The organism is Lelliottia sp. F153, assembly GCF_002870005.1.
GTDB classification, from domain to species: Bacteria; Pseudomonadota; Gammaproteobacteria; order Enterobacterales; family Enterobacteriaceae; genus Enterobacter; species Enterobacter nimipressuralis.
Genome location: NZ_PKFT01000001.1, coordinates 1,309,713 through 1,326,229 on the forward strand (window position 1 = coordinate 1,309,713; position 16,517 = coordinate 1,326,229).

Annotated in this window: 15 protein-coding genes; 12 read left to right on the top strand and 3 right to left on the bottom strand. The window is 53.7% G+C overall.

The genetic code is table 11. The features are described from left to right. Positions 1-44 precede the first annotated feature (44 nt). The 7 genes from ampG (at position 45) to F153LOC_RS06260 (ending at position 8,357) form a co-directional block, all read left to right on the top strand. On the top strand, positions 45-1,520 hold the full coding sequence (gene ampG, locus F153LOC_RS06230; protein ID WP_102104295.1) for a muropeptide MFS transporter AmpG: 1,476 nt from the start codon (positions 45-47) through the stop codon (positions 1,518-1,520). A 479-nt stretch (positions 1,521-1,999) separates the two neighbouring features. Then, positions 2,000-2,947: a cytochrome o ubiquinol oxidase subunit II gene (cyoA, locus tag F153LOC_RS06235; RefSeq protein ID WP_100777408.1), complete on the top strand. Its 948-nt coding sequence runs from the start codon at positions 2,000-2,002 to the stop codon at positions 2,945-2,947. Positions 2,948-2,963: 16 nt separating this feature from the next. Next, positions 2,964-4,955: a cytochrome o ubiquinol oxidase subunit I gene (gene cyoB, locus F153LOC_RS06240; protein WP_100777409.1), complete on the top strand. Its 1,992-nt coding sequence runs from the start codon at positions 2,964-2,966 to the stop codon at positions 4,953-4,955. Beyond that, complete coding sequence (locus F153LOC_RS06245; protein WP_095280996.1) at positions 4,945-5,559, top strand: cytochrome o ubiquinol oxidase subunit III; 615 nt, start codon at positions 4,945-4,947, stop codon at positions 5,557-5,559. Before cyoB ends, F153LOC_RS06245 begins: the two co-directional genes overlap by 11 nt. After that, positions 5,559-5,885, top strand: coding sequence for a cytochrome o ubiquinol oxidase subunit IV (locus tag F153LOC_RS06250; protein ID WP_100777410.1), 327 nt, complete (start codon positions 5,559-5,561; stop codon positions 5,883-5,885). Before F153LOC_RS06245 ends, F153LOC_RS06250 begins: the two co-directional genes overlap by 1 nt. 11 nt (positions 5,886-5,896) lie before the next feature. Next, on the top strand, positions 5,897-6,784 hold the full coding sequence (cyoE, locus tag F153LOC_RS06255) for a heme o synthase (RefSeq protein ID WP_100777411.1): 888 nt from the start codon (positions 5,897-5,899) through the stop codon (positions 6,782-6,784). A 211-nt stretch (positions 6,785-6,995) separates the two neighbouring features. Further along, positions 6,996-8,357: an MFS transporter gene (locus F153LOC_RS06260; RefSeq protein WP_100777412.1), complete on the top strand. Its 1,362-nt coding sequence runs from the start codon at positions 6,996-6,998 to the stop codon at positions 8,355-8,357. A gap of 32 nt (positions 8,358-8,389) precedes the next feature. Here the strand turns inward: F153LOC_RS06260 and F153LOC_RS06265 are convergent, their stop codons facing one another. Continuing rightward, positions 8,390-8,881 carry a YajQ family cyclic di-GMP-binding protein gene (locus F153LOC_RS06265; RefSeq protein ID WP_095280993.1) on the bottom strand — a complete coding sequence of 164 codons (492 nt, stop codon included), beginning with the start codon at positions 8,879-8,881 and terminating at the stop codon, positions 8,390-8,392. Positions 8,882-9,008: 127 nt separating this feature from the next. Here F153LOC_RS06265 and panE point away from each other — a divergent pair, with 127 nt between their 5' ends. The 5 genes from panE to F153LOC_RS06290 all read left to right on the top strand — a co-directional run bounded on the left by panE (position 9,009) and on the right by F153LOC_RS06290 (position 14,114). Further along, entirely contained in the window at positions 9,009-9,920 is a 912-nt protein-coding gene (gene panE / locus F153LOC_RS06270; RefSeq protein ID WP_102104296.1) for a 2-dehydropantoate 2-reductase, read from the top strand. Continuing rightward, positions 9,883-10,476: a protein deglycase YajL gene (gene yajL / locus F153LOC_RS06275; RefSeq protein WP_102104297.1), complete on the top strand. Its 594-nt coding sequence runs from the start codon at positions 9,883-9,885 to the stop codon at positions 10,474-10,476. Before panE ends, yajL begins: the two co-directional genes overlap by 38 nt. Before the next feature lie 311 nt (positions 10,477-10,787). Next, positions 10,788-12,056 (top strand): PTS sugar transporter subunit IIC, encoded by a 1,269-nt coding sequence (locus tag F153LOC_RS06280; RefSeq protein ID WP_102104298.1) that lies wholly within the window; start codon positions 10,788-10,790, stop codon positions 12,054-12,056. Positions 12,057-12,068: 12 nt separating this feature from the next. Further along, complete coding sequence (locus F153LOC_RS06285; RefSeq protein WP_102104299.1) at positions 12,069-13,382, top strand: 6-phospho-beta-glucosidase; 1,314 nt, start codon at positions 12,069-12,071, stop codon at positions 13,380-13,382. Between the two features lie 9 nt (positions 13,383-13,391). Then, complete coding sequence (locus tag F153LOC_RS06290; protein WP_102104300.1) at positions 13,392-14,114, top strand: glucosamine-6-phosphate deaminase; 723 nt, start codon at positions 13,392-13,394, stop codon at positions 14,112-14,114. 27 nt (positions 14,115-14,141) lie between these two features. On the opposite strand, the gene F153LOC_RS06295 is transcribed toward F153LOC_RS06290, so the two are convergent. Together F153LOC_RS06295 and thiI are read right to left on the bottom strand one after the other, a co-directional pair. Next, the gene (locus tag F153LOC_RS06295; RefSeq protein ID WP_102104301.1) at positions 14,142-14,867 is read right to left on the bottom strand and encodes a GntR family transcriptional regulator; all 726 of its coding nucleotides are present in this window, start codon (positions 14,865-14,867) and stop codon (positions 14,142-14,144) included. Between the two features lie 125 nt (positions 14,868-14,992). Next, positions 14,993-16,441: a tRNA uracil 4-sulfurtransferase ThiI gene (gene thiI, locus F153LOC_RS06300; RefSeq protein WP_102104302.1), complete on the bottom strand. Its 1,449-nt coding sequence runs from the start codon at positions 16,439-16,441 to the stop codon at positions 14,993-14,995. Positions 16,442-16,517 lie beyond the last annotated feature (76 nt).

Here is a 16,517-nt window from a genome sequence, read left to right on the forward strand (position 1 = left end):
CCGCACACTGACCCGGCGCTTCGCCGGGTCAGTCATATAGAAACATGTCCAGTCATTACTTGCGCATTTTCCAGCAGCCAAAATCAGCGATATTGCTGATCCTTGGTTTCGCCTCCGGTTTACCTCTCGCCCTCACGTCCGGCACGCTTCAGGCCTGGATGACGGTCGAGAATATCGATCTCAAAACCATTGGTTTCTTCTCCCTTGTCGGCCAGGCCTATGTCTTTAAGTTTTTATGGTCGCCGGTGATGGACCGCTATACCCCGCCATTCCTCGGCAGACGCCGTGGCTGGCTGGTGATGACTCAGATTCTGCTGTTGCTGGCGATCGCCGCGATGGGGTTCCTGGAGCCATCAACACAATTACGCTGGATGGCCGCCCTGGCGGTTGTGATCGCCTTCTGTTCAGCCTCGCAGGATATCGTTTTTGATGCCTGGAAAACGGATGTACTACCGGCAGAAGAGCGCGGGACCGGCGCGGCGATTAGCGTTCTCGGCTACCGCCTGGGGATGCTGGTGTCCGGCGGGTTAGCCCTGTGGCTGGCCGACCGCTATCTCGGCTGGCAGGGGATGTACTGGCTGATGGCCGCCCTGCTTATCCCGTGCATTATTGCGACCTTTTTCGCCCCTGAACCGAGCGATGTTATCCCGGTTCCCCGCACGCTCGAGCAGGCCGTCGCCGAACCGCTGCGAGACTTCTTTGGGCGCAACAACGCCTGGCTGATTTTACTGCTGATCGTCCTTTATAAGCTCGGCGATGCGTTTGCCATGAGCCTGACCACCACGTTCCTGATTCGCGGTGTCGGGTTTGATGCGGGTGAAGTCGGGGTGGTGAATAAAACGCTGGGGCTGTTTGCAACCATTTTAGGCGCGCTGTATGGCGGCGTGTTGATGCAGCGTCTGTCGCTGTTCCGCGCCCTGCTGATTTTCGGCATTTTGCAGGGCGTCTCCAATGCCGGTTACTGGCTGCTCTCTATTACCGATAAACAGATGTTCAGCATGGCTGCCGCCGTGTTCTTTGAAAACCTGTGCGGCGGGATGGGGACAGCGGCATTTGTCGCCCTGTTAATGACGCTCTGCAATAAGTCGTTTTCCGCGACACAGTTTGCGCTGCTCTCTGCCCTTTCCGCCGTCGGCCGTGTGTATGTCGGGCCGATTGCAGGCTGGTTTGTCGAAGCGCACGGCTGGCCGACGTTTTATCTGTTCTCCGTTTTTGCCGCGGTCCCAGGGATATTATTGCTGCTGGTCTGCCGACAGACGCTGGAATATACCCAGAAGACGGATCACTTTATGCCGCGCACAGAATATCAGGGCGCTTATCGTTTTGCCCTGCGGCTGTTGCTGGTCGGCTGTGTGATGTTGGCGCTGTGGCTGATCCTGTTGATTATCAACGCCTCCACGGCGCTTGAACTGCCGTTTGAAGCGATCCTGCTGGACGTCGGCGGGTTACTTGCTGTCATCGGGATTGTCACCGGGGGTCTTCTCGATTTCATGGCACTGCGTAAAACGCGGCTGACCTGAAGCTAAAACCGAAAGGTTATTTACCGTGGTAATAACGACACGAAATTATAACGGAGAAATAACCGACCTCGGCCCGGAAAAATATTTGTTGTTTTGTGCTGGATAGGTTCCAGAAATTATTGGAACCTCCCCTGCTTCGCTATTTTTCGTTAAACGATTCAGCTTCTGGCAGATTAAATTTTCGTATTTCAATTGTCTTTTAATTGATACTTTTTTGTTAATTTATTGTTTATTTTTAACAATGATTATACCAATTGCCCCGTTTACGGTATCCTTGTAAGCCCTTTCGTTATAACTCCCGTACCATCGGGCTTTTGTCTTAAAAATAGACATAATTTGCAACACATGTGACACGTGCGGCAGAACCCGGTAACACCTTCCTGACACAGGGCTAATGATGTTTACAGTAATGTAACCTTCCCGTAAAATGCCCCCACACTTTAAACGCCACCAGGTCCCCGTGGAATTGAGGTCGTTAAATGACACTTAGGAAATACAATAAAAGTTTGGGATGGTTGTCGTTATTTGCAGGCACTGTTTTACTCAGTGGCTGTGATTCTGCGCTTCTCGACCCCAAAGGACAGATTGGACTGGAACAACGTTCACTGATTCTGACAGCCTTCGGCCTGATGATGATTGTCGTTATTCCTGCCATTTTGATGGCTGTTGGTTTCGCCTGGAAGTACCGTGCGAGCAATAAAGATGCGAAGTATAGCCCTAACTGGTCACACTCCAATAAAGTGGAAGCTGTGGTCTGGACGGTGCCTATCCTGATCATCCTGTTCCTTGCCGTGCTGACATGGAAAACCACTCACGCGCTTGAGCCGAGCAAACCGCTGGTTCACGATGAAAAACCAATTACCATTGAAGTGGTCTCCATGGACTGGAAATGGTTCTTCATCTATCCGGAGCAGGGCATTGCTACCGTGAATGAAATCGCCTTCCCGGCGAACACTCCGGTGCAGTTCAAAGTCACTTCTAACTCCGTGATGAACTCCTTCTTTATTCCGCGTCTGGGCAGCCAGATCTACGCGATGGCCGGTATGCAGACAAACCTGCACCTGATCGCGAATGAAGCAGGCACCTACGACGGTATCTCCGCCAGCTATAGTGGCCCGGGCTTCTCAGGTATGAAGTTCAAAGCTATCGCGACGCCGGACCGTGCCGCTTTCGACCAGTGGGTCGCTAAAGCGAAACAGTCTACTAACACCATGTCTGACATGGCGGCATTCGAGAAAGTGGCAACACCTAGCGAATACAACAAGGTGGAGTACTTCTCTAACGTGAAACCTGATTTGTTTAAAGACGTTGTGAACAAATTTATGGACCACGGGAAGAGCATGAACATGACTCAGCCAGAAGGTGAGCACAGCTCGCACGAAGGTATGGAAGGCATGGACATGAGCCACGCGGAAACCTCTCACTAAGGGGCCGAGGAAGAAAATGTTCGGAAAATTGACACTGGATGCAGTGCCGTACCATGAACCGATTATCGTGGTTACGATTGCTGCAATTATCATTGGTGGCGCGGCCTTACTGGGCCTGATCACTTACTTCGGTAAGTGGAGCTACCTGTGGAATGAGTGGCTGACTTCGGTTGACCACAAAAAACTCGGTATCATGTACTGCATCGTCGGTATCGTCATGTTAATTCGTGGCTTTGCCGATGCAATCATGATGCGTAGCCAGCAGGCACTTGCTTCGGCAGGTGAGGCCGGCTTCCTGCCACCGCACCACTACGACCAGATCTTTACCGCGCACGGCGTGATTATGATCTTCTTCGTGGCGATGCCGCTGGTTATCGGTCTGATGAACGTGGTTGTGCCGCTGCAAATCGGCGCGCGCGACGTAGCGTTCCCGTTCCTGAACAACCTGAGCTTCTGGTTTACGGTTGTCGGCGTTATCCTGGTTAACCTGTCACTGGGTGTGGGCGAATTCGCACAGACCGGCTGGCTGGCTTACCCGCCGCTTTCGGGAATTGAATACAGTCCAGGCGTAGGCGTCGATTACTGGATTTGGGCGATTCAGCTCTCCGGTATCGGTACGACCCTGACCGGTATTAACTTCTTCGTGACCATTATCAAGATGCGTGCCCCTGGCATGACCATGTTCAAGATGCCGGTATTTACCTGGGCATCTCTGTGCGCCAACATCCTGATTATTGCCTCCTTCCCAATTCTGACTGTTACCGTCGCGTTGCTGACCCTGGATCGTTATCTGGGCACCCATTTCTTCACGAATGATATGGGCGGCAACATGATGATGTACATCAACCTGATTTGGGCATGGGGTCACCCTGAAGTGTACATCCTGGTTCTGCCGGTCTTCGGTGTGTTCTCCGAAATCGCCGCGACCTTCTCGCGTAAACGCCTGTTTGGTTACACCTCGCTTGTGTGGGCAACCGTGTGTATTACCGTCCTGTCGTTCATCGTTTGGCTGCACCACTTTTTCACCATGGGTGCGGGCGCGAACGTAAACGCCTTCTTCGGTATTACCACCATGATTATCGCCATCCCGACTGGGGTGAAGATCTTCAACTGGCTGTTCACCATGTATCAGGGCCGTATCGTGTTCCACTCAGCAATGCTGTGGACCATTGGCTTCATCGTCACCTTCTCTGTAGGTGGGATGACCGGCGTACTGCTGGCGGTACCAGGTGCTGACTTCGTTCTGCACAACAGTCTGTTCCTGATTGCGCACTTCCATAACGTTATCATCGGCGGCGTCGTCTTCGGCTGCTTCGCTGGCGTAACCTACTGGTGGCCTAAAGCGTTTGGCTTCACGCTGAACGAAACCTGGGGCAAACGCGCGTTCTGGCTCTGGATCGTTGGTTTCTTCGTGGCCTTCATGCCGCTGTACGTGCTCGGCTTCATGGGTATGACCCGTCGCCTGAGCCAGCAGATTGATCCACAGTTCCACCCAATGCTGGTTGTTGCAGCCTGTGGTGCGGTACTGATTGCAATGGGTATCGCATGCCAGCTGATTCAGTTCTACGTCTCTATTCGCGACCGCGAGCAGAACCGTGACCTGACCGGTGACCCATGGGGTGGCCGTACGCTGGAGTGGGCAACCTCTTCCCCGCCTCCGTTCTATAACTTTGCCATTGTGCCGCAGATCCATGAGCGCGACGCATTCTGGGAAATGAAAGAGAAAGGCGAAGCGTACAAGCAACCTGAGCATTACGAAGAGATCCACATGCCGAAAAACAGCGGTGCGGGCATTGTGATTGCCGCCTTCGCAACGGTATTTGGCTTCGCCATGATCTGGCACATCTGGTGGCTGGCGATCGCGAGCTTCGCTGGCGTGATCATTAGCTGGATTGTGAAGAGCTTTGACGAGGACGTGGACTACTACGTACCAGTCCGTGAAGTCGAAAAACTGGAAAACCAGCATTTCGATGAGATTTCTAAAGCGGGGCTGAAAAATGGCAACTGATACTTTGGCGCACCCAACTGCCCATGCGCATGACCACGCGCACCACGATACAGGGCCGATGAAAGTCTTCGGCTTCTGGATCTACCTGATGAGCGACTGCATTCTGTTCTGCTGTCTGTTCGCGACCTATGCCGTTCTGGTGAACGGCACAGCGGGCGGCCCGACTGGCAAGGACATTTTCGAGCTGCCGTTCGTTCTGGTTGAAACCGCTCTGCTGCTGTTCAGCTCCATCACCTACGGCATGGCGGCGATCGCCATGTACAAAAACAACAAGAGCCAGGTTGTCTCCTGGCTGGCGTTGACCTGGTTGTTTGGTGCTGGATTTATCGGGATGGAACTCTATGAATTCCATCACCTGATTGCTGAAGGCATGGGCCCGGATCGCAGTGGCTTCCTGTCAGCGTTCTTCGCACTGGTAGGTACCCACGGTCTGCACGTAACATCTGGTCTGATCTGGATGGCGGTGCTGATGTTCCAGGTTTATCGTCGCGGCCTGACCAATACTAACCGCACCCGTATCATGTGCCTGAGTCTGTTCTGGCACTTCCTGGACGTGGTGTGGATCTGCGTGTTCTCGGTTGTCTATCTGATGGGGGCGATGTAATGAGTCATACTAACGATCATGGCGCTTCCCACGGTAGCGTGAAAACCTATATGACAGGTTTCATCCTGTCGATCATCCTGACGGCGCTCCCGTTCTGGATGGTGATGAGCGGAACGGCTTCTCACACGGTGATTCTGGGCACAGTCCTGATCTCCGCTGTGGTGCAGATTCTGGTGCATCTGGTTTGCTTCCTGCACATGAACACCAAATCCGATGAGGGCTGGAACATGACGGCCTTCATCTTTACCGTGATTATCATCGCTATCCTGGTAGTCGGTTCCATCTGGATTATGTGGAACCTGAACTACAACATGATGGTTCACTAAGAGCGGCGAGTATGTTTAAGCAATACCTGCAAGTAACGAAACCAGGCATCATCTTTGGCAACCTGATCTCTGTGATCGGAGGGTTCCTGTTGGCCTCTAAGGGCAGCATTGACTACACCCTCTTCGCATCCACGTTGATTGGCGTGTCACTGGTGGTTGCGTCCGGTTGTGTATTTAACAACTACATCGACATGGATATCGACAGGAAGATGGAAAGGACCAAGAATCGGGTGCTTGTCAAAGGCCTGATATCTCCTGCCGTCTCGCTGGTGTACGCCACCTTGCTGGGCTTTGCTGGCTTTATGCTGCTGTGGTTTGGTGCCAACCCTCTGGCCTGCTGGCTGGGGGTGATGGGTTTCGTGGTGTATGTGGGCGTCTACAGCCTGTATATGAAACGTCACTCCGTCTACGGTACGCTGATTGGTTCTCTCTCCGGCGCTGCGCCGCCGGTGATTGGCTACTGCGCCGTCACGAACGAGTTCGACAGCGGTGCGCTGATTCTGCTGGCTATCTTTAGCCTGTGGCAGATGCCGCACTCGTACGCCATTGCGATTTTCCGCTTCAAGGATTATCAGGCAGCGAACATCCCGGTTCTGCCGGTCGTGAAAGGTATTTCAGTCGCCAAGAATCACATCACGCTGTACATCATCGCCTTCGCCGTGGCGACGCTGATGCTCTCTCTCGGAGGTTACGCTGGATACAAATATCTGGTGGTGGCTGCTGCGGTGAGCGTCTGGTGGCTCGGTATGGCGCTGCGCGGGTACAAAGTGGAAGACGATAAAGTGTGGGCACGTAAGCTGTTTGTGTTCTCGATTGTCGCTATCACCTCCCTGTCCGTGATGATGTCCGTCGACTTTATGGTGCCTGATTCACACAATCTGCTGACTTACGTCTGGTAAGCACGCTGATATGAACAAGCCGGGTGATGATAACCCGGCTTTTTTTTGCCCTGTCGCGCTCCGCTTGCACAGGCCTGCGTAACCGCCAGGCCGGGTAAAATGAAGCCGCCACCGGCAATGTTCAGCCCCCGTAATATCTCTTAAACAAACACCTATTTACCGCACTTAACACCCCGCCTACACTAGTGCCTGCTTTTGAACAGAGGTGGTAATGAACGATTATAAAATGACACCAGGCGAACTGCGCGCAACCTGGGGTTTAGGGACTGTTTTCTCGCTGCGCATGCTTGGCATGTTTATGGTCCTGCCTGTTCTGACTACCTATGGTATGGCACTTCAGGGCGCCAGCGAGGCGTTAATTGGTCTGGCAATTGGCATCTATGGCCTGGCCCAGGCGATATTTCAGATCCCCTTCGGGCTACTCTCCGATCGCGTTGGCCGTAAGCCACTGATTGTCGGTGGCCTGCTGATCTTTGTCCTCGGCAGCATTATTGCCGCGCTGTCACACTCCATTTGGGGCATTATTCTTGGCCGTGCGCTGCAAGGCTCAGGGGCGATTGCCGCCGCCGTAATGGCGCTACTCTCGGATTTAACCCGCGAACAGAACCGAACCAAAGCGATGGCGTTTATTGGCGTCAGCTTTGGCGTCACCTTTGCTATTGCCATGGTGCTTGGCCCGATCATTACCCATAAGCTGGGCCTGAATGCCCTCTTCTGGATGATTGCCGTACTGGCGACGATTGGCATTGCGCTAACGATTTGGGTGGTGCCGGACAGTAAAAATCACGTTCTGAACCGTGAATCGGGCATGGTGAAAGGCTGCTTCAGTAAAGTCATCGTTGAACCACGTTTGCTGAAGCTCAACTTCGGCATCATGTGTCTGCACATCCTGTTGATGTCCACCTTCGTGGCCCTCCCCGGCCAGCTGGCGGCAGCCGGATTCCCGGCGGCTGAGCACTGGAAGATTTACCTGGTCACGATGCTGATCTCCTTCGTTTCCGTGGTGCCGTTTATCATCTACGCCGAAGTAAAACGTCGCATGAAGCGCGTATTCCTGGGCTGTGTGGCGCTGCTATTAATCGCAGAAATTGTGCTGTGGGGCTCCGGCCCGCACTTCTGGGAGCTGGTGCTGGGCGTGCAGCTGTTCTTCCTCGCCTTTAACCTGATGGAAGCCCTGCTGCCATCGTTAATCAGCAAAGAATCCCCAGCCGGATACAAAGGTACGGCGATGGGCATTTACTCCACCAGCCAGTTTTTGGGCGTCGCCATCGGCGGTTCGTTCGGTGGCTGGGTAGACGGATTATTCGATTCGCAGACCGTATTTCTTGCCGGCGCGCTGCTGGCGATGGTCTGGCTGCTGGTTGCCAGCACCATGAAAGAGCCGCGCTACGTAAGCAGCCTGCGGGTGGAAATCCCGGACGGTGTGGAGATAAGCGACGCGCTGAAACAGCGGCTGGAAACAACAGAAGGGGTCAGCGAAGTGCTGATCGTCCCAGAAGAGCGAAGTGCTTACGTCAAAATCGACAGTAAAGTCACCAATCGCTTCGAAGTGGAACAGGCTATTAAAGCCTGAAAAAATGCCCGGCTTGCCGGGCATTTTCGTTTTTAATCGCGGAAGTTCTTAAACTGGAACGGCTGTCCCAGGTCGCCGCCGCGCACCAGCGCCATAACGGCCTGCAGATCGTCGCGCGCTTTACCGGTGACACGAATCTCTTCGCCCTGAATTTGCGCCTGCACTTTCAGCTTACTGTCTTTGATGAGCTTAACGATTTTCTTCTGCATCGCGCTCTCAATACCCTGCTTAAGTTTGGCTTCAACAAACCAGGTTTTGCCGCTGTGCACGAACTCTTCCGGCACATCCAGAGACGTCCCTTCAATGCCGCGTTTTAACAGCTTGGCACGCAGAATATCCAGCAACTGATTGACCTGGAAATCGGACTCGCTCAAAACCTTGATGGTCTTATTCGCGTCGTTCAGCTCAAAACTCGCCTCTACGCCACGAAAATCGAAACGTGACTCAACTTCACGGCTGGCGTTATCCACACCGTTGCGGACTTCCTGGATATCAACTTCTGAAACAATATCGAAAGATGGCATCTTTTCTTCTCCCTTTACTTTTGTTGCGTTGCATAATACCCGCAACGAGGCATAACTCAACAGAAGCTTAGCTGACGGCGCTATACTTAACCGACACGCCTGGCGCAGTTGCAGGTGAGGAGGAACAATGAAAATTACCGTGCTCGGATGCGGAGCCCTGGGCCAGCTTTGGCTCACCACATTGTGCAAACATGGACACGAGGTACAAGGCTGGCTACGCGTCCCCCAGCCGTATTGCAGTGTAAACCTGATCGATGAAGATGGAAGTATCTTTAACGAATCGCTCACCGCCAACGATCCTGATTTCCTGGCGCAAAGCGACCTGCTGCTGGTTACCCTTAAGGCCTGGCAGGTATCGGATGCCGTCAGAGCGCTGGCGAACACCCTGCCCCGCACCACGCCCATTCTTCTGGTGCATAACGGCATGGGCACCCTCGAAGAGCTCAACAGCATCCCACAGCCGCTGTTGATGGCGATCACCACCCATGCGGCCCGTCGCGACGGTAATATCATCGTCCACGTGGCAAGCGGCGTCACCCATATGGGACCGGCGCGCGAGCAGGATGGCGATTACAGCTATCTCGCCGACGTGCTGCAACATGTGCTGCCCGACGTGGCCTGGCACAACAACATTCGCCCACAGCTGTGGCGCAAACTGGCGGTCAACTGCGTGATCAACCCGCTGACGGCGCTTTTGGACTGCCCGAACGGTGAGCTGAAAAACCATCCGCAGGAAGTAGCGGCCCTGTGCGCTGAAGTCGCGGCCGTGATTGAGCGTGAGGGCATCCACACCTCGGAAGACGATATCCGTTACTACGTCGAGCAGATTATCGACAGCACCGCTGAAAATATCTCATCGATGCTGCAGGATGTGCGCGCACAGCGGCACACAGAAATCGACTACATCACCGGCTATCTGCTCAAACGAGCCCGCGCACATGGCATCAACGTGCCGGAAAATATCCGCCTGTATGACCTGGTTAAACGTAAGGAGAGTGAGTATGAGCGCGTCGGCACTGGTATGCCTCGCCCCTGGTAGCGAAGAGACAGAAGCAGTCACGACCATTGATTTGCTGGTTCGCGGCGGGATAAACGTCACCACCGCCAGCGTCGCCAGCGATGGCAATCTGACTATCGTCTGCTCGCGCGGCGTGAAGCTGCTGGCCGATGCACCGCTGGTTGAAGTGGCGGACGGCGATTTCGACGTGATTGTTCTGCCCGGCGGCCTGAAAGGAGCGGAGTGTTTTCGCGACAGCCCCCTTTTGGTCGAAACCGTGCGCCAGTTTCATCTCTCCGGGCGAATTGTCGCCACCCTCTGCGCTGCGGCAGCCACCGTACTGGTTCCCCATGACCTCTTCCCCATCGGCAACATGACCGGCTTCCCGACGCTGAAAGACCGCATCCCCGAGGGACAGTGGGTCGATAAACGGGTGGTCTGGGATCCGCGCGTCAACCTGCTGACCAGCCAGGGGCCAGGAACCTCGATTGATTTTGCACTCAAGATTATCGATCTGCTTGTCGGGCGAGAAAAAGCCTATGAGGTCGCGTCCTCGCTGGTGATGGCAGCAGGGATTTATAACTACTACGAGGCGTAAATAGACGCTGTTATTCCCCTCAGGCTGGCCATCGCGCCGGCCTTTATTTTCTCTGCTGATAATTGCGGCGGGAATCACAATTCTTATCTTTCTTTCTGAAACTGATTCTCATCACGCACTTTCACCGTGACTAAAACTGCTTAATTTCATTGAGATACGGATTACTTTTGTCATTTCGCCCCTGTTTGACAGCTACAGGCTTCCGTGAAAAACTCATTTCAACTGGCATATACCAGTTAAACACTTCGCCCACTAAAGCGGTTGGAAATGAAGAATGGCGAAGAACAGAAATCTCTTCTGGAGTAAGCAATGTGATTACATTTCTTGAGAACAGAGTCATTCCTGTCCTGATTCGCGTCGGTGAAAACAAAATCCTGGTGGCGGTGCGTAACGGCATTGCCCTGACGCTCCCCTTCACCATTACCGGCAGTCTGTTTCTGATCCTCGCGAATTTACCGATTCCGGGCTGGACCGACTGGCTTGGCCCTTACGCCGAGAAGCTCAGCGCACCGGTTGCTGTAACCTTCGGCGCCATCGGACTGATTTCAGCCATCGGCATCAGCTACAACCTGGCGAAAGAGTACAGCCTCAACGCCCTGACCTGCGCCATCATCACCATGGTGGTCTTTTTACTGGCCCAGCTTAACGATAAGTACCAGCTCAATGTCGATAACCTGGGGGCTGCCGGGCTGTTCTCCGCCATTATTCTCTCGATTCTGACGGTGCAAATTGTCCGTTTCTTTATTCATCATAACGTGGTGATTAAACTCCCCGAAGGCGTCCCTCCTGCGGTCGCCCAATCTTTCGCAAGCCTGATCCCGGCGGCAGTGGCAATTACCTTAATCTGGTTCGTTAGGGTCATTCTTAACTTCGATATTAATAATTTCTTTACGCTTATTCTCAGCCCGCTGGTCACCGGCTTAGGATCGCTTCCCGGCATGCTGGTCTTAATCTTTTTGATCTCACTACTCTGGTGTTGCGGTATCCATGGCGACAACGTGCTCTCCGGTATCACCGCACCAATCTTCCTGAAATACATCGCCGAAAATACCCAGGCCTATTTACACCACCAGCCTATTCCGCACATCACCGCCGACGGGTTTTATATCGTCTTTATGTGTCTCGGCGGCACCGGGGCGACGCTCGGGTTAGTCATGGCGATGATGCGCTCGCGCAGCAAGCTGTATAAATCCGTCGGCAAACTCTCTTTGCCCTCCGCAATATTTTGCATCAATGAGCCGGTGATATTTGGCTGCCCGATTGTCTTTAACCCGTTACTGATGATCCCCTTTACCTTAACCCCGATGATTCTCTGTACGTCGACTTACGCGCTGATGTATTTCGACATTATTGGCCGCCCGGTACTGCAAATCCCCTGGACTATGCCGCCTATTTTCGCGGCCTGGTTTGTCACCGGAGGCAATATTCCGGCCGTGATTTGGTCAGTCTGCACCATTGCCATTTCAGCCCTCGTCTGGCTGCCGTTTTTCAAACTCGCAGAACGCAAACAGTTAGAAACAGAAGCGGCGGAAGAACACTCGCGCCGTGAAGCTGAAAAACTCCCCGATCCCATCTTGTAAAAAGGATTCACGATGAAAAAGCTCAAAATTGTCACGATTGGTGGTGGCTCAAGCTATACGCCGGAATTGATCGATGGATTTATCAAACGCTACGACGAACTGCCGGTCACCGATTTCTACCTGCTGGACATTGAAGAAGGGAGAGAGAAGCTGGAGATCGTCGGCAAGCTCGCCCAGCGCATGGTGGCGCAAGCGGGTATCCCGATGAACATTCACCTGACGCTGGATCGGGAAACGGCTCTGAAAGATGCCGATTTCGTTACTACTCAGTTGCGCGTCGGCTTCCTTGATGCGCGCATCAACGATGAGAAAATCCCGCTGAAATACGGCGTACTCGGCCAGGAAACCACCGGGCCAGGCGGTTTTATGAAAGCCCAGCGCACCATTCCTGTGCTGCTGGATATCTGCAAAGCGATGGAAAAATGGTGTCCGAACGCGTGGCTTATCAACTTCACTAACCCGGCGGGCATTGTGACAGAAGCCATCACTCGCCACTCCGCAATTAAGACCATCGGGATTTGCAGCGGTGCAAACAGCATGATGATGGACATCGCCAAAGCCTACGACGTCCGCAAAGCGGATATCTACGCGCGCATCATCGGCCTGAACCACCTGATCTTTGCCGATAAAATTTACGTGAAAGGCGACGATTGTACCGATGATTTTATCGAAAAACTGGCCGTTGGCAGTGCCAATAACTCGCTGAAAAATATCCCGGATATTGGCTTTACCGCGCGCTTTGCCCGCGCGCTGCACATGTATCCGATCTCCTATCTCAAGTATTACTTCCTGACCCGCGAAATGACGGAAACGGCTATCCGCGATTGCGCAAATAAGGGCACACGCGGTGAGCAAACGCGTGAAATCGAGCGCAAACTGTTTGAGCTGTACCAGGACCCGAACCTGAACCACAAGCCGAAAGAGCTGGAGCAGCGCGGTGGTGCGTGGTACTCCGACACGGCCTGCTCGATCATCAGCTCGATTTTCAACGACAAAAAAGAAGTGCACGTGGTCAATACAGTGAATAACGGCGCGACGCCAGATCTGCCGGATCACGTCACCCTGGAAACCAATGCCGTCATCGATAAAAACGGCGCCCATCCGCTGGCCTACGGCAGACTGTCGGTGAAAATTCGCGGGTTAATCCAGAGTGTCAAAGCCTACGAAGAGCTGACGGTCGAGGCCGCCGTCACCGGAGATTATGCCACCGCCCTTCTGGCGCTGAGTATCAACCCCATCGTGCCCTCCGCCGCCATTGCCGAGCAAATCCTCGATGAGTATCTGGAAGTGAACCACGCCTATTTGCCGCAATACACGAAACGCTAAGGAACTGCGATGAACGTTGAAATTGTTGAAGATTACCGGGCGCTCAGCGCCACTGTGGCCCAGCGCGTGATCGACACCGTCACCCGCAAACCGGATGCCCTGATCTGCATTGCCGGGGGCGATACGCCGCTGGGGGTGTTTGATGTTCTGGTTCGTGCCAGCGAAGAGGGCAACGTCGATTTTTCCCGCGCGGCGTTTGTCGGCCTGGACGAGTGGCTGGGGCTGGGCAAAGCCGATAAGGGCAGCTGTCGCGAGATGGTCTGGGGGCATTTCTTCAGCCGTCTGACGTTACGTGATGAACAAATCTGCTTCTTTGACGGCTTAACGACCGACCCTGAGCAGGAGTGCCGCCGCGTGGATCGCTTCATCGCGGGCCACGGGAGCATTGATATTATCGTGCTCGGCATCGGCATGAATGGTCATATCGGCTTTAATGAGCCCAGCGCGGCGCAGGATACGGAGTGTCACGTTGTCGATCTGGATGAGGTCACCCAGTCGGTTTCCGTGAAGTATTTCGGCCAGGCTCGCGACGTGAAACAGGGGATTTCTCTGGGGATGAAAACGATTCTGGCGGCGAAGTCAGTGATTGTGATGGCCAGCGGTGAGAAAAAGGCCGCTATCGTGGCGCAGACTCTGCGCTCAGATATCGACGCCAGTATTCCGGCGACCCTGTTAAAAGCCCATCCGCAGGTGCAAATGCTGGTAGATAAAGCCGCTGCGGCTCAACTATAAACGCTCCGACAGGCGCGCTCGCGCCTGTCATCTTTCAATGCGTAGATTCTTAACCCGAAAAAGATCCGCACGGTTATAACTAATCGAATAGTTAAAGGCTTTTTTATCACTCAGGCGGGTGACTTCCGTAATTTTCAGCATCGCTTGCCCCGGTGTAATACCCAGCAGCGTAGCCAGCTCGCGGTCGAACAGCGCCGCTTCAATTAACGAATCCGCATCGCTGATTTTTTTCCCGGTGTATTCTTCGATATAGCCATACAGCGATCCTTTTTCGAGAACGGACTGTGGAATCACCGCGATGGTTTGCACTGGAATATTGGTGTCTTCGACCAGAACGGGCTGTCCATCCAGAAGGCGCACGCGGCGGATAAACCAGACGTCGTCGCCAGGCTTAATCTCAAGGTGTTGTGCCAGCGAGGGATCGGCCTGAATAGTCGTGAAGGTAATTAAACGGCTGGTGACCTTGACCCGCCCCTGGAATTCGCGAGAAAACCCCAGAATGCTGTCGCTCTTTTCATTGTTAAGGATATAAATATTGCTGGCGGTATTTTTCAGCACAAACATGCCTTTACCATGAATGCGCTCGATATACCCTTCCTGAACCAGATTCGCCATCGCTTTTTGCACCGTCACCCGCGTCACGTTATACACGCTGGCGAGATCGCGCTCGGAGGGAATACTTTCTCCGATTCGATATTTCTGATCGAGAATATCCTTTTTTATCTTTTCTTTTATTTCCAGGTATTTATGCATACTACCCTCGCGGCGTCCTGACGGATCGTTACTTTACCATGGGCGCAAAATTTGGAAATAAAAAAGCCGGGTAGCGGCTTCGCCTTACCCGGCCTGATCGTGGAGCGCGCCCCGAAGGGCATTGCTTACGGGCGATATACCTTCACATTGGTAAAGCCCTGCTCGCGCAGGTAGAGCGCCTGCAGGCGGCTCATCACGCCACGCTCGCACCACAGGAGATAGGTTTTGTCCTTCTCCAGATCGCCAAACTTGGTGCTCAGCTTATAGAACGGCAGGGAGACAACTTCAACGCCCTCCACGCTCAGCGGGCTGGCATCCTGCTCGTCGATAGCGCGGATATCCACGATCACGTCGTTGGCGCTGAATCCGCTTACGGTTTCTACTTCCACCACGTCCTGATCGGTCTGCTGCGCAATTTCACGGATATCAACGTTCGTTGCTTCAGCAACCACTTTTTCGAGGATCTCGAAATCGAAGTTTTGCTCTTCCGCTTCGATCTTCGCCTTCACCGCTTTCACGGTCGGGCTTTTCGAGATCACACCGCAGTATTCCGGCATGGTACGGGCAAAATCTTCCGTACCGATTTTGCGCGCCAGATCGATGATGTGTTCTTTGTCGTGGGAGATCAGCGGACGGAGGATCAGCGTATCCGAGACGTTGTCGATCAGACGCAGGTTGGTCAGGGTCTGGCTGGAGACCTGGCCCAGGGCTTCGCCTGTTACCAGCGCCTGCACGCCGTAGCGCTCGGCCACTTTCGACGCCGCACGCATCATCATGCGTTTCAGCACCACGCCCATCTGGCCGTCGTCCACTTTTTCGAGGATTTCGCCGACCACAGGCTCAAAGTTGATCGCCACAAAACGCACGCGGTGGGAACTGCCAAAACGGTTCCACAGATAATGCGCGACCTGACGAACGCCGATCTCGTGCGCCGCACCGCCCAGGTTAAAGAAGCAGTAATGCACGCGGCAGCCGCGACGCATCAGCATGTAGCTGGAGACGCCAGAATCGAAACCACCGGAAATCAGGGACAGCACATCTTCTTGCGTCCCAATCGGATACCCGCCAATCCCTTCGTAGCGGCCTTTGACCAGCAGCAGGCGATCGTTTTCGATCTCCAGATTGACGGTCACTTCCGGGTTGGTCAGCTTCACGCGCGCCGTTTCAACGTGCTGGTTCAGACCGCCGCCAACATAACGTTCGGCTTCGATCGAGCTGAATTCATGTTTACCGCGACGCTTTACGCGCACGCAGAAGGTTTTGCCTTCGATCTGATCGCGGTACTGAGCAAGCGACAGTTCAAAAATATTGTGCAGTGAGGTAAAGGGAACGTCCTCAACTTCCAGAATATGGTGAATCCCGGGAATGCGGGTCAGCGCATCGCGAATATCCAGACGCTTGTTTTCGTCCTTGGCGCGCACTTCAACGTGATCCCAGTGACGAACCACGGCAAGGGTTTCGTCATAATTTTTTAAAACGTTACGAATGTTTCCGGTCAGAATTTTAATAAAGCGCAAACGCACAGATTGGCTTTTGATGGTGATTTCCGGGAACAATTTAATGATAAACTTCATGGCGGCAATGTTTCGTTGGCAAGCCCGTAAAGGCTTGTGATGGAAAAGAGTACAGCAGCCCACACCCGTGGCTGCA

Bases quoted from the DNA above. Each gene is read 5' to 3' on its own strand.
- ampG (WP_102104295.1), top strand. From the start codon at position 45: ATGTCCAGTCATTACTTGCGCATTTTCCAGCAGCCAAAATCAGCGATA.
- cyoA (WP_100777408.1), top strand. From the start codon at position 2,000: ATGACACTTAGGAAATACAATAAAAGTTTGGGATGGTTGTCGTTATTT.
- cyoB (WP_100777409.1), top strand. From the start codon at position 2,964: ATGTTCGGAAAATTGACACTGGATGCAGTGCCGTACCATGAACCGATT.
- F153LOC_RS06245 (WP_095280996.1), top strand. From the start codon at position 4,945: ATGGCAACTGATACTTTGGCGCACCCAACTGCCCATGCGCATGACCAC.
- F153LOC_RS06250 (WP_100777410.1), top strand. From the start codon at position 5,559: ATGAGTCATACTAACGATCATGGCGCTTCCCACGGTAGCGTGAAAACC.
- cyoE (WP_100777411.1), top strand. From the start codon at position 5,897: ATGTTTAAGCAATACCTGCAAGTAACGAAACCAGGCATCATCTTTGGC.
- F153LOC_RS06260 (WP_100777412.1), top strand. From the start codon at position 6,996: ATGAACGATTATAAAATGACACCAGGCGAACTGCGCGCAACCTGGGGT.
- F153LOC_RS06265 (WP_095280993.1), bottom strand. From the start codon at position 8,881: ATGCCATCTTTCGATATTGTTTCAGAAGTTGATATCCAGGAAGTCCGC.
- panE (WP_102104296.1), top strand. From the start codon at position 9,009: ATGAAAATTACCGTGCTCGGATGCGGAGCCCTGGGCCAGCTTTGGCTC.
- yajL (WP_102104297.1), top strand. From the start codon at position 9,883: ATGAGCGCGTCGGCACTGGTATGCCTCGCCCCTGGTAGCGAAGAGACA.
- F153LOC_RS06285 (WP_102104299.1), top strand. From the start codon at position 12,069: ATGAAAAAGCTCAAAATTGTCACGATTGGTGGTGGCTCAAGCTATACG.
- F153LOC_RS06290 (WP_102104300.1), top strand. From the start codon at position 13,392: ATGAACGTTGAAATTGTTGAAGATTACCGGGCGCTCAGCGCCACTGTG.
- F153LOC_RS06295 (WP_102104301.1), bottom strand. From the start codon at position 14,867: ATGCATAAATACCTGGAAATAAAAGAAAAGATAAAAAAGGATATTCTC.
- thiI (WP_102104302.1), bottom strand. From the start codon at position 16,441: ATGAAGTTTATCATTAAATTGTTCCCGGAAATCACCATCAAAAGCCAA.